This is a genomic window from Streptomyces longispororuber (assembly GCF_014656095.1).
GTDB lineage: Bacteria > Actinomycetota > Actinomycetes > Streptomycetales > Streptomycetaceae > Streptomyces > Streptomyces longispororuber.
Map to the genome: position 1 here is coordinate 1 of NZ_BNBT01000061.1, position 11,949 is coordinate 11,949.

9 protein-coding genes and 1 pseudogene are annotated in these 11,949 nt (G+C 73.1%); 3 read left to right on the plus strand and 7 right to left on the minus strand.

Annotated features, from left to right (window positions below; all coding sequences use genetic code 11):
* The 3 genes and pseudogenes from IE330_RS19765 to IE330_RS19775 form a co-directional block, all read left to right on the plus strand.
* Positions 1 to 191: pseudogene (locus IE330_RS19765) on the plus strand (hypothetical protein); the annotation flags it as partial.
* Positions 188 to 652, plus strand: a complete 465-nt coding sequence (locus IE330_RS19770; RefSeq protein WP_190137389.1) for a DUF4439 domain-containing protein — start codon at positions 188 to 190, stop codon at positions 650 to 652. The pseudogene IE330_RS19765 and the gene IE330_RS19770, both read left to right, overlap by 4 nt.
* Positions 653 to 704: 52 nt before the next feature.
* Positions 705 to 1,604, plus strand: a complete 900-nt coding sequence (locus IE330_RS19775) for an aminoglycoside phosphotransferase family protein (RefSeq protein ID WP_190137390.1) — start codon at positions 705 to 707, stop codon at positions 1,602 to 1,604.
* Positions 1,605 to 1,804: 200 nt separating this feature from the next.
* On the opposite strand, the gene IE330_RS19780 is transcribed toward IE330_RS19775, so the two are convergent.
* The 7 genes from IE330_RS19780 to IE330_RS19810 form a co-directional block, all read right to left on the minus strand.
* The gene (locus IE330_RS19780) at positions 1,805 to 3,496 is read right to left on the minus strand and encodes a proline--tRNA ligase (RefSeq protein WP_190137391.1); all 1,692 of its coding nucleotides are present in this window, start codon (positions 3,494 to 3,496) and stop codon (positions 1,805 to 1,807) included.
* A gap of 142 nt (positions 3,497 to 3,638) precedes the next feature.
* Positions 3,639 to 4,187, minus strand: coding sequence for a GNAT family N-acetyltransferase (locus tag IE330_RS19785; protein ID WP_190137392.1), 549 nt, complete (start codon positions 4,185 to 4,187; stop codon positions 3,639 to 3,641).
* A gap of 117 nt (positions 4,188 to 4,304) precedes the next feature.
* Entirely contained in the window at positions 4,305 to 5,153 is an 849-nt protein-coding gene (locus tag IE330_RS19790; protein ID WP_190137393.1) for a GNAT family N-acetyltransferase, read from the minus strand.
* A gap of 379 nt (positions 5,154 to 5,532) precedes the next feature.
* Complete coding sequence (gene ispG / locus IE330_RS19795; RefSeq protein ID WP_190137394.1) at positions 5,533 to 6,687, minus strand: flavodoxin-dependent (E)-4-hydroxy-3-methylbut-2-enyl-diphosphate synthase; 1,155 nt, start codon at positions 6,685 to 6,687, stop codon at positions 5,533 to 5,535.
* A gap of 217 nt (positions 6,688 to 6,904) precedes the next feature.
* Entirely contained in the window at positions 6,905 to 8,206 is a 1,302-nt protein-coding gene (locus IE330_RS19800) for a M50 family metallopeptidase (RefSeq protein WP_190137395.1), read from the minus strand.
* The gene (dxr, locus tag IE330_RS19805; protein ID WP_190137396.1) at positions 8,203 to 9,468 is read right to left on the minus strand and encodes a 1-deoxy-D-xylulose-5-phosphate reductoisomerase; all 1,266 of its coding nucleotides are present in this window, start codon (positions 9,466 to 9,468) and stop codon (positions 8,203 to 8,205) included. Before dxr ends, IE330_RS19800 begins: the two co-directional genes overlap by 4 nt.
* A 195-nt stretch (positions 9,469 to 9,663) precedes the next feature.
* Complete coding sequence (locus tag IE330_RS19810; protein ID WP_190137397.1) at positions 9,664 to 11,613, minus strand: acyl-CoA dehydrogenase family protein; 1,950 nt, start codon at positions 11,611 to 11,613, stop codon at positions 9,664 to 9,666.
* Positions 11,614 to 11,949: the final 336 nt, after the last annotated feature.

Genomic DNA, 11,949 nt, shown 5'->3' on the forward strand with positions numbered 1-11,949 from the left:
ACGGCCACGATGGCGCGCTGCGCGCGCTCGCGCGGGCCGAGCGGGAGCTGGCGCGGCGGCGCGAGAAGCAGCTCCTGGACGCGCCGGGCGAGCTGGCCCGGCTGCTCGCGGCGGTCGCGGCGGCGGGCGCCGCGCACGCCTACCTGCTGACGGAGAACGACCGGGGTGACGGCGAGAGGGACGACAAGTGAGCGCGCGGAAGGACGAGTTGGCGGCGGTGCAGGCGGCGCTGCGCGCCGAGCACGCGGCCGTGTACGGCTACGGGGTCGTCGGCGGCCGCGTCGGCGACGGGCGCCGGGACCAGGCCCGCGCGGCCTACGACGCGCACCGGGCGCGCCGCGACGAGCTGCGCCTCGCGGTGCGGGAGCTCGGCGGGCGGCCGGAGCCGTCGGCCGCGGCGTACGCGCTGCCGTTCACGGAGCCGGACGCGGCGACGGCGGCCGCGCTGGCGGCCGAGCTGGAGGAGCGGGTGGCCGGGGTGTACGCCGATCTGGTGCGGGCCGTCGAGGGGGACAGGCGGGCCGCGGCGGCCGAGGCGCTGCGGGAGGCGGCGGTCCGGGCGGCGCGCTGGCGGGGCGGGAGCGTAGCCTTCCCTGGGCTCGCCGAGCGGGCCGAGGCGTCCGGGCACCCGACCGGGACGCCGCGGGCGTGAACCCGCCACCGCACACACGCACACAGGGCAGCCGGAAGGGAACACCTCGCGCATGGCACTCGAACCGCCGCCGCGCCTGATCCGTGCGCTCGGCGAGACGCCGCGCGACGCGGACACCGACGACTGGCTCCGGAAGCTGCCGGAGCTGGCCGAGGAGGCCGTCGCCCGGCGGGACCTGACCGTCGAGCGCGTGCAGGTGCCCGGGGGCCGCAGCAGCCTCGTGGTGCTCGTCCGGCTCGCCGACTCCACGCCGGCCGTGCTGAAGCTGGTGCCGCCGCGCTCCCGGCCCGCGGGCGAACGGGCCGCGCTGGCCCACTGGGGCGGGCTCGGGGCGGCCCGGCTGCTCGATCCCGCCGCGGGGGACGGCGCACTGCTCCTGGAGCGGCTCCAGCGGGACGTCTCGGTGCGCTCCCTGCCCGAGGCCAAGTCCATGCTGGAGGCGGCCGGGACGCTGCGGCGGCTGTGGGTGGCGCCGCCCGGCGGCCACCGCTTCGAGACGGTGGCCGAGCGTACGGGGCGGCAGGCCGAGGCCATGCGGGCGTGCCCGGACCCCGACGCCGCGCCCCTGGTGGCGGCCGCGCTGGCCGCGCGGGAGGCGCTGCTGGCGGGGGCGCCGGAGGAGCGGCTGCTGCACGGCACCTTCCGGCAGAGCAAGGTGCTCGCGGGCGAGCGGGTGCCGTGGCTGGCCGTGGGCCCCGATCCGGTGGTGGGCGAGTGCGCCTTCGACCTGGCGCGGCTCGTCCGGGACCGGGTGGAGGACCTGATCGCGACGCCGTCCGGGGCGGCGGTGACGCGGCGGCGGATCAAGCGGCTGGCGGAGTCGCTGGACGTGGACCAGGAGCGGTTGCGGGGCTGGACCCTGTTCCGGGCCGTGGAGTCCGGCGTACGTGCCCTGCGGGTGGGCCGCGTCCAGGACGCGGAGCTCCTCCTGGAGTTCGCGGGCTGGCTGTAGCCCTCGCGGGGGGCGCCCCAGACCCGCCCCTTTCCCGTAACCAGGGGGCTTTGCCCCCTGGACCCCCGAAATCGCGCTGGCGCGCTCGTCCTCAAACGCCGGACGGGCTGGAATCTGCCCCAAGCGGATAGTTCCAGCCCGTCCGGCGTTTGAGGACGAGGCGCGGAGCGCCGAAAAAGCGGGCGGCGCCAGTCCCTGCCTTACGCCGAGAGGCGAGCGATCGCCTCGGCCACGGTGAGCTCCTCGCGCTCGCCGGTCCGGCGGTCCTTGAGCTCCAGGACCCCTTCCGCGGAGCGGCGGCCCGCGACGAGGATCTGGGGGATGCCGATGAGCTCCGCGTCGGTGAACTTCACGCCGGGGGACACCCCGGCCCGGTCGTCCACGAGGACCCGCACGCCCGCGGCGTTCAGCTTCTCGGCGACGTCCAGCGCCAGCTCGGTCTGGACGGCCTTGCCGGCGGCCACCACGTGGACGTCCGCGGGCGCGACCTCCTTGGGCCAGCACAGGCCCTTGTCGTCGGCGGACTGCTCGACGAGCGCGGCGACGGCGCGCGAGACGCCGATGCCGTACGAGCCCATGGTGACGCGGACGGGCTTGCCGTTCTGGCCGAGGACGTCGAGCTGGAAGGTGTCGGCGTACTTGCGGCCGAGCTGGAAGATGTGGCCGATCTCGATCGCGCGGCCGATCTTCAGGCCCGCGCCGCAAGCCGGGCAGGGGTCGCCCTCCTCGACCACGACGACGTCGAGGTACTGGTCGACCTCGAAGTCGCGGCCGCAGACGACGTCCTTCGCGTGCGTGTCGGGCTTGTTGGCGCCGGTGATCCAGGCCGTGCCGGGCGCGACGCGCGGGTCGGCGAGGTAGCGGACCTTCAGGCCCTGCGGGCCGACGTAGCCGCGGACGAGGTCGGGGCGGTCGGCGAAGTCCTCGGCCGTGACCAGCTCGACCTCGGCCGGGGCGAGGTGCTCGGCGAGCTTGCCGAGGTCGACCTCGCGGTCGCCGGGCACGCCGACGGCGACGATCTCGCCGTCGACCTTGACGAGGAGGTTCTTCAGGGTCGCCGATGCCGGGACGCCCAGGTGCTCGGCGAGGGTCTCGATGGTCGGGGTGTCGGGGGTGTCCAGCTCCTGCGCCGCGGGGTGCTCGGCGCCCTCGACCGGCTTCAGGGCGAAGGTCACGGCCTCGGTGTTGGCCGCGTAGTCGCAGGCCGGGCAGTCGACGAAGGTGTCCTCGCCCGCGGCGGCCGGGGCCAGGAACTCCTCCGAGGCCGAGCCGCCCATCGCGCCGGAGATGGCGGAGACGATGCGGTAGTCCAGGCCGAGGCGCTCGAAGATGCGCTGGTAGGCGGCGCGGTGCAGGGCGTAGGACTCGGCCAGGCCCTCGTCGGTGGTGTCGAAGGAGTACGAGTCCTTCATCTGGAACTCGCGGCCGCGGAGCACGCCCGCGCGGGGCCGGGCCTCGTCGCGGTACTTGGTCTGGATCTGGTAGAGGATCACCGGCAGGTCCTTGTAGGACGCGCACTGGTCCTTGACGACCTGGGTGAAGATCTCCTCGTGCGTGGGGCCGAGCAGGTAGTCGGAGCCCTTGCGGTCCTTGAGCCGGAACAGCAGGTCGCCGTACTCCTCGTAGCGGCCGCTCGCCTCGTACGGCTCCTTGGGCAGGAGGGCGGGCAGGAGGACCTCCTGGCCGCCGATGGCGTCCATCTCCTCGCGGACGACGCGGGCGACGTTCTCGTAGACCTTCTTGCCCAGCGGCAGCCACGTCCAGATGCCGGCGGCGGTGCGGCGCACGTAACCGGCACGGACGAGCAGCTTGTGGTTGAGCGTCTCCGCGTCCGCCGGGTCGTCGCGCAGTGTCTTGACCATCAACCGTGACATGCGCTGGACCTGGGCCATGATGAACAACTCCTGCGTTTTCCTGACGGGGGCGTCTTGTGCCGGGGATCGGCCTTCGACCTCGTCCTCGAACGCCGGACGGGCTGAGTCCCCCGGGTGCTGGGCGCAGGTTATCCGGGGCACGGGCACTCGTGGAAATCGGTCAGCGGGCGCCGGGCCGTCGCAGGGGCAGGGGTGCGCCCATCACCGCGTACGGCTTCGGGGCGCTGGGGAACACCACCCGGCAGGCCAGGTCCGCGTAGCCGAGCGAGCGGTACAGGGCGCGGGCCGGGCTCTCGACGTCGATGGCGGAGAGGATGGAGCGGGGTTCGGCGGCGGTGTCCGTCATGGTGGTGATGAGGGCGCGGCCGATGCCCCGGTTCTGGTAGCCGGGCCGGACGTGCAGTTCGGTGATCACGAAGGAGTCGTCGAGCCAGTCGTCGAGGCCGGCGGCGCGCAGATAGGGCTCGACGACGGTGGACCACCAGTGGGCGCGGTCGTTGGGCATGCCGTAGACGAAGCCGACGAGCCGCCCGTCGGGGGTGGTGGCGCCGAGCGCGCGGGCGCCGGGGTAGGTGAGGTGCCGCAGGACGATCTGGCGTCGTACGGCCACCTCGTCGTCGCCGAGCCCGAAGGCGAGGGCCTGCACGCGCAGCGCCTCGTCCACGCGGGCGGCCAGGTCGAGGGGCCCGATCGCGACGTCGTCAGTCATGCCGGAACCCTACTTCCCGGCCCGTCGCCGCAGCACGGGAGGGAGCGACGCGGCGGTCCGGATCACGCCGTCGGCGTCCGTCCGGGCGCGTCCGTGCGGGGCCCGGGGGGCGGGCGGTCAGAACAGGACGCTCATGAACGCGCCGACCTCTTCGAAGCCGACCCTGCGGTAGGTGGCCCTGGCCGGCGTGTTGTAGTCGTTGACGTACAGGCTGACGACGGGCGCCACGTCGGCGAGGGCGTAGCGCAGGACGGCCGCCATGGCGGGGGCGGCGATGCCCCGGCCGCGGTACTCGGGGGCGACCCAGACGCCCTGCACCTGGCAGGCGCGGTCGGTGGCGGCACCGATCTCCGCCTTGAAGACGACCCGGCCGTCCCGGTCGATGCGGGCGAAGGAGCGGCCGGAGCCGACGAGTTCGGCGACCCGCGCCTGGTAGAGCAGGCCGCCGTCCCCGGCGAGCGGGGAGACGCCGACCTCCTCGGTGAACATCGCCACGCACGCCGGCATGATCGTCTCCATCTCGTCCTTGCGGACGCGGCGGACGTACGGGTCGGGCGTGACGTCGTCGGGCAGCCGGTCGGTGACCATCAGCGGCTGGCGGGGGCGGACCTCGCGGGCGGGGCCCCAGGAGGGTTCGAGGAGCCGCCACAGTTCGGCGGTGGGTTCGGCGGGGCCGACGATGGAGGAGCAGCGGCGACCGGTCCTGCGGGCCCGGTCGGCGAAGGCGCGTACGGCGCGCGGGGTGGCGCAGATCGGCACGAGGTTGGCGCCCGCGTAGCAGAGGGACTCCAGCATGCCGTCGGCGTACCAGCCCCACAGCTCGCCGCCGAGGCGCCAGGGGTCGAGGCCCGCGGCCCGCACCCGGGCCGTGACGAAGGCGTTGGCGACCGGCTCGCGGTCGAGCACGGCCAGTGCGGCGTCCAGGTCACTCGGTTCGAGGACCCTGGTGGTGGTCTGAGTCAACACGGGCGGGGCCTCACCATACGGTCTGCTGATCTCCGCACTGTACCTGGCGGGATTCCGCGGTGCCGACCCGTCGCCGAGGGCCGCCGGACGGCCACGCGCGGTGCCTGCGGTCCGGCGGCGGCGCGGCGGTGCCCCGTGCCGTGCTCCGGGACGCCCCGGGCGCTCCGACACCGGGCGGCCCGCGGCGAGGTCCGGCGGCGGGCGGGCCGTAGGGGTCGGCGGTGAGGGGGGCGGCGATCCGGTGGGCGGCGGCCCGGCGGCGGACTGGCCGCACGGGGGCGGCAGTCCGGCGGCGGGGGCCCGCAGGGGGGCGGCGATCCGGCGGGCGGGCCGGTCCGCAGGGGGGCGGCGATCCGGCGGGCGGGCCGGTCCGCGGGGTTCAGCCGACCGTGACCTCGGGCTCGCCCGAGGCGATCCCGTCCTTCTCCATCTGCTCGGCGATCTTCATCGCCTCGTCGATCAGGGTCTCCACGATCTTCGACTCGGGCACGGTCTTGATGACCTCGCCCTTGACGAAGATCTGGCCCTTGCCGTTGCCGGACGCGACGCCCAGGTCCGCCTCGCGGGCCTCGCCGGGGCCGTTGACGACGCAGCCCATCACGGCGACGCGCAACGGCACCTCCATGCCCTCGAGTCCGGCGGTGACCTCGTCGGCGAGCTTGTACACGTCGACCTGGGCGCGGCCGCAGGACGGGCAGGAGACGATCTCCAGGCGGCGCTGGCGCAGGTTCAGCGACTCCAGGATCTGGATGCCGACCTTGACCTCCTCGGCGGGCGGCGCGGACAGCGAGACGCGGATCGTGTCGCCGATGCCCTCGCTGAGCAGCGCGCCGAAGGCCACCGCCGACTTGATGGTGCCCTGGAAGGCCGGCCCGGCCTCGGTCACGCCGAGGTGGAGGGGGTAGTCGCACTGCGCGGCGAGCTGCCGGTAGGCGTTGACCATGACGACCGGGTCGTTGTGCTTCACCGAGATCTTGATGTCGCGGAAGTCGTGCTCCTCGAAGAGGGACGCCTCCCACAGGGCCGACTCCACCAGCGCCTCGGGGGTGGCCTTGCCGTACTTGGCGAGCAGCCGCCTGTCCAGGGAGCCCGCGTTGACGCCGATGCGGATCGGGGTGCCGGTCTCCTTGGCGGCCTTCGCGATCTCCTTGACCTTGTCGTCGAACTGCTTGATGTTGCCCGGGTTCACCCGGACCGCCGCGCAGCCCGCGTCGATCGCCGCGAAGACGTACTTGGGCTGGAAGTGGATGTCCGCGATCACCGGGATCTGCGACTTCTTCGCGATCGTCGCCAGGGCGTCGGCGTCGTCCTGGGTGGGGCAGGCCACGCGCACGATCTGGCAGCCGGACGCCGTCAGCTCGGCGATCTGCTGGAGCGTCGCCCCGATGTCGGACGTGCGCGTCGTCGTCATCGACTGCACCGACACCGGTGCGTCCCCGCCGACGGCCACCGAACCGACCTGGATCTTGCGGCTGACCCGTCGGTCGGCGAGCTTGGTCGGAACGGACGGGATTCCGAGAGAAACGGCAGTCATCTGGCGTGCATCCCCAAGGTGTGGATCAGGTCCCGAGTCCGGCGGGCTCCGGGCTTCGCGGCATCGCTACTACATCGCTTGTACGCGCGTCCGAGATTACGGCACCCTCCGTGCCGCGAGCACATCCCGTCCCGAGGTCCACCCATTGGCAGGGGGGACCGCACATATGACGGTGGCCGGTCACAAAGCGTGCCCGGCCACCGCAAACCTCGTACTCCTAGGAGATTCTGACCGGATTCACCACATCGGCGATCAGCACGAGGATCGTGAAGCAGATGAAGATCCCGGCCACCACATAGGCCACGGGCATCAGCTTCGCCACGTCGAAGGGGCCGGGGTCCGGGCGCCTGAGCACCTTCGCCGCGTTCCGGCGCAGCGACTCCCACAGTGCTCCCGCGATGTGCCCGCCGTCCAGGGGCAGCAGCGGCAGCATGTTGAACAGGAACAGGGAGAGGTTGAAGCCCGCGAGGAGGAACAGCATCATCGCGATCTGGTTCTGCGGCGGGATGTCCAGGGTGAACACCTCGCCGCCGACCCGGGCCGCGCCGACGACGCCCATCGGGGAGTCCTGCTTGCGCTCCCCGTCGCCGAAGGCCGCGTCCCACAGGTCGGGGATCTTGGAGGGCAGGGCGAGGATCGACTCGACGCCGTTCTCCATCATGTCGCCCATGCGGTCGACGGACTCGCCGAAGGACTGCTGGACGATGCCGGAGGCGGGGGTGAAGCCGAGGAACCCTGCGTAGACGTACTTACCCTCGACGTAGCCGCCGTCGCCGTCCGTCTTGCTGACCTGGTTCTTGATCAGGTTCGCGTGCAGGTCGAGCCGCTCGCCGCCGCGCTCCACGGTGATCGTGGCGGGGCCGATGGTCTCGCGGATACGGGACTGGAGCGTGGACCAGTCGTCCACGTCCTTGCCCTGGAAGGCGACGATCTTGTCGCCCGCCTTCAGGCCCGCGGCCTTGGCCGGGGCGGGCTTGTCGCCCTTCTGGCAGGTGGCGCGGTTCTCGCCGGCCTCGATGACGCAGTCGGAGACCTTGCCGACCGAGGTGGTCTGGGTGCTGATGCCGAAGGTCATCATCACGCCGAGGAAGATCACCACGGCCAGGACCAGGTTCATGAACGGCCCGGCGAACATCACGATCACGCGCTTCCACGGCTTGCGCGTGTAGAACAGCCGGGTCTCGTCGCCGGGCTTGAGCTCCTCGAACGCGGCGGAGCGCGCGTCCTCGATCATGCCGCGCCAGGGCGAGGTGGACCGCGCCTCTATCTTCCCGTCCGGGCCGGGCGGGAACATGCCGATCATGCGGATGTAGCCGCCGAGCGGGATGGCCTTGATGCCGTACTCGGTGTCGCCCTTCTTGCGGGAGAAGAGCGTGGGGCCGAAGCCGACCATGTACTGCGGCACGCGGATGCCGAACATCTTCGCCGTCGACAGGTGGCCGAGCTCGTGCCAGGCGATCGAGAAGAGCAGGCCGATCACGAAGACGACTATGCCGAGGATCATCATCAGGGTCGTCATGCACGGGCCTCCGCGGTCGTCCGCTGTGTCGCTGTCAGTTCCCGGGCCCGGGCCCGCGCCCAGGTCTCCGCCTCGAGGACGTCCGCCACGGTCAGGGAGGTTCCCGTCCGCGGGGTGCCGTGCTCGGTCACGACCCGGGTGACGGTGTCCATGATGCCGTTGAAGGGCAGCGCGCCCGCCAGGAAGGCGTCCACGCACTCCTCGTTGGCGGCATTGAACACCGCCGGGGCCGTGCCCGCGAGCTCCCCGACGTGCCGGGCGAGCCCCACCGACGGGAACGCCTCGGTGTCGAGCGGGAAGAACTCCCAGGTGGAGGCCTTCGTCCAGTCGAAGGCGGGGGCCGCGTCCGGCACCCGCTCGGGCCAGCCGATGCCGACGGCGATGGGCCCGCGCATGTCCGGCGGCGTGGCCTGGGCGAGCGTGGAGCCGTCGGTGAACTCGACCATGGAGTGCACGTACGACTGCGGGTGCACGACGACCTCGATGCGGTCGAAGGGGATGTCGTAGAGCAGGTGGGCCTCGATGACCTCCAGGCCCTTGTTGACCAGCGTCGCGGAGTTGACCGTGATCACCGGGCCCATGGCCCAGGTCGGGTGCGCGAGCGCGTCCTTCGGCGTGACGTCGGCGAGCTCGGCCCTGGTGCGGCCGCGGAAGGGGCCGCCGGAGGCGGTCACGACGAGCTTGCGGACGTCGGCGCGGGTGCCCGCGGCGAGCGCCTGGAACAGCGCGGCGTGCTCGGAGTCCACGGGGATGATCTGGCCGGGCTTGGCGAGCGCCTTGACCAGCGGGCCGCCGACGATCAGGGACTCCTTGTTGGCCAGCGCGAGCGTCCGGCCAGCCTCCAGGGCGGCGAGCGTGGGGGCGAGGCCGATGGAGCCGGTGATGCCGTTGAGGACCGTGTGGCAGGGCGAGGCCGCGAGCCGGGTGGCCGCGTCCGGGCCCGCGAGGATCTCCGGCACCGGCTCCCCCGCCCCGAACTCCTCCCGCAGCGCCTCGCGCAGCGCCGGGACGACGTCCTCGCGGGCCACCGCGACGGTCCGCACCCGCAGGCGCCGGGCCTGCTCGGCCAGCAGCCGCACCCGGCCGCCCGCGGCGGACAGGGCGGTGACCCGGAAGCGCTCGGGGTTGCGCAGGACGAGGTCGATCGCCTGCGTGCCGATCGAGCCCGTGGAGCCGAGGACGACGATCTCGCGCGGCCCGTCGGCGCTGACGGGGTCGAAGACGAGGTGCGGGTCGGCGAGGGGTGCGGGGCTTTCGCTCATGCCCCCATTGTGGCCGCAGCGAGGGGCCCGCCGCCCCGGGCCCCGCCGTTTACCGGCCGTCGGCCCCGCCCCCGGACGCCGGACGGCCCTCGCGCCCACCCGCGCGGTGCCGGAGCGGGTGGGCCGGGGGGTGCGTCAGCGGACCGGGAGCGGGTCAGCGGACCGAGGGCCGCGTCAGCGGACCGGGAGGGCGCGTCAGCGGATCGGGCGGTGGACGTTCTCGCGCTCGCTCGCGCCCGGCGAGGCGTCCGCGATCCACGGGCCGTCGTCGCTGGGGTCGACGACGCCCTGCTCCAGCCAGGTGTACGTGCCGGACAGGACGCCCTTGACGACCTTGCGGTCCAGGTCGTCGGTGTTGGTCCACAGCCGTCCGAACAGCTCGTCGGCCCGGATGCGGGCCTGCCGGCAGAAGACGTCGGCCAGTTGGTACGCCTCGCGGCCGTGGTCCTCGGTGGTGCGGAGCAGTTCGGCGCGGACGCAGACGGCGCTCATCGCGAACAGCTCCGCGCCGATGTCGACGATCCGGCCGAGGAAGCCCTGCTTGGTCTCCATGCGGCCCTGCCAGCGGGACATGCCGTAGAACGTGGAGCGGGCCAGGCGCCGGGCCGCGCGCTCGACGTACCGCAGGTGGCCGGAGAGGTCGGCGTGGCCGGGCGGGTGGAAGTCGGCGTACGCGCGCGGGAGCTGACCGGGGCCGGCCACGAGCTTGGGCAGCCAGCGGGCGTAGAAGGCGCCCGCGGCGGCCCCGGCCCTGGCCTTGTCGGACAGGGTCTTCTCGGGGTCGATAAGGTCGCCCGCGACCTTCAGGTGGGCGTCGACGGCCTCGCGCGCGATCAGCAGGTGCATGATCTCCGTGGAGCCCTCGAAGATGCGGTTGATGCGCAGGTCGCGCAGGATCTGCTCGGCCGGGACGGCCCGCTCGCCGCGCGCCTTGAGGGAGGCGGCGGTCTCGAAGCCGCGGCCGCCGCGGATCTGCACCATCTCGTCGGCCATCAGCCAGGCCATCTCGGAGCCGTAGAGCTTGGCGAGGGCGGCCTCGATGCGGATGTCGTTGCGGTCCTCGTCGGCCATCTGCGAGGACAGGTCGAGGACGGCCTCCAGGGCGAAGGTGGTGGCCGCGATGAAGGAGATCTTCGACCCGACGGCCTCGTGGTACGCCACCGGCTTGCCCCACTGCTCGCGGGCGCCGGTCCACTCGCGGGCGATCTTCAGGCACCACTTGCCCGCGCCCGCGCACATCGCGGGCAGCGAGAGGCGCCCGGTGTTCAGCGTGGTCAGCGCGATCTTCAGGCCCGCGCCCTCGGGGCCGATGCGGTGGGCGGCGGGCACGCGCACGCGGTGGAAGCGGGTGACGCCGTTCTCCAGGCCGCGCAGGCCCATGAAGGCGTTCCGGTTCTCCACGGTGACGCCCTCGGACGCGGCCTCGACCACGAACGCGGTGATGCCGCCGGGGTGGCCGTCGGACCGCGGCACCCGCGCCATCACCACGAGCAGGTCGGCGACGACGCCGTTGGTGGTCCACAGCTTCACGCCGTCCAGGACGTAGTCGTCGCCGTCGGGCACCGCGGACGTGGCGAGCCGGGCCGGGTCGGAGCCGACGTCGGGCTCGGTCAGCAGGAAGGCGGAGATGTCGGTACGGGCGCAGCGCGGCAGGAACGCGTCCTTCTGCTCCTGGGTGCCGAACAGCTTCAGCGGCTGCGGGACGCCGATCGACTGGTGCGCGGAGAGCAGGGCGCCGAGCGAGGGGCAGGCGGAGCCGACGAGCGCGAGGGCCTTGTTGTAGTACACCTGCGTCAGGCCGAGACCGCCGTACTTCGTGTCGATCTTCATGCCGAGCGCGCCGAGCTCCTTGAGCCCGTTGACCACCTCGTCCGGGATGAGCGCCTCCCGCTCGATGCGCTCCGCGTCGATCTTCGTCTCGCAGAAGTCGCGCAGCTTGGCGAGGAACTCCTCGCCGCGCTGGGCGTCCTCGGCGGCGGGCATCGGGTGCGGGTGGATCAGGTCGAGCCGGAAGCGGCCGAGGAAGAGCTCCTTGGCGAAACTGGGTTTGCGCCAGTCCTGTTCCCGTGCGGCCTCGGCGACCTCGCGCGCTTCGCGCTCGGTGACGGCCGGGCGGCCGGGGGTGGGGGTGTGTGGTGCGGACATGAGGGTCACCTCGCCGCGAGTCGGGATCATCGGTCCGGGAGGGGTGATCACGCCTCTCGTGCGCTTGCTGTGCGCTTCTCGGGCGCCGGGCGGGATGATCACCCTGAATGGTTACTCACCGGTGCTACTGGATCGTTGGTACCCGATTCCGGGCATTGTCACCAGTCCTCGCGCAGCGGACGGCGCAACGCGTGCCGCCCCGGGGCGGGCGGAGCGCACGCGGGACGGGAACGCGGGACGGGAACGCGGGACGGGAACGCGGGACGGGAACGCGGGACGGGAACGCGGGACGGGAACGCGGGACGGCCGGAGCCCCCGCACAGCGGGCTCCGGCCG

Bases quoted from the DNA above. Each gene is read 5' to 3' on its own strand.
- IE330_RS19775 (WP_190137390.1), top strand. From the start codon at position 705: ATGGCACTCGAACCGCCGCCGCGCCTGATCCGTGCGCTCGGCGAGACG.
- IE330_RS19780 (WP_190137391.1), bottom strand. From the start codon at position 3,496: ATGGCCCAGGTCCAGCGCATGTCACGGTTGATGGTCAAGACACTGCGC.
- IE330_RS19785 (WP_190137392.1), bottom strand. From the start codon at position 4,187: ATGACTGACGACGTCGCGATCGGGCCCCTCGACCTGGCCGCCCGCGTG.
- ispG (WP_190137394.1), bottom strand. From the start codon at position 6,687: ATGACTGCCGTTTCTCTCGGAATCCCGTCCGTTCCGACCAAGCTCGCC.
- IE330_RS19800 (WP_190137395.1), bottom strand. From the start codon at position 8,206: ATGACGACCCTGATGATGATCCTCGGCATAGTCGTCTTCGTGATCGGC.
- dxr (WP_190137396.1), bottom strand. From the start codon at position 9,468: ATGAGCGAAAGCCCCGCACCCCTCGCCGACCCGCACCTCGTCTTCGAC.
- IE330_RS19810 (WP_190137397.1), bottom strand. From the start codon at position 11,613: ATGTCCGCACCACACACCCCCACCCCCGGCCGCCCGGCCGTCACCGAG.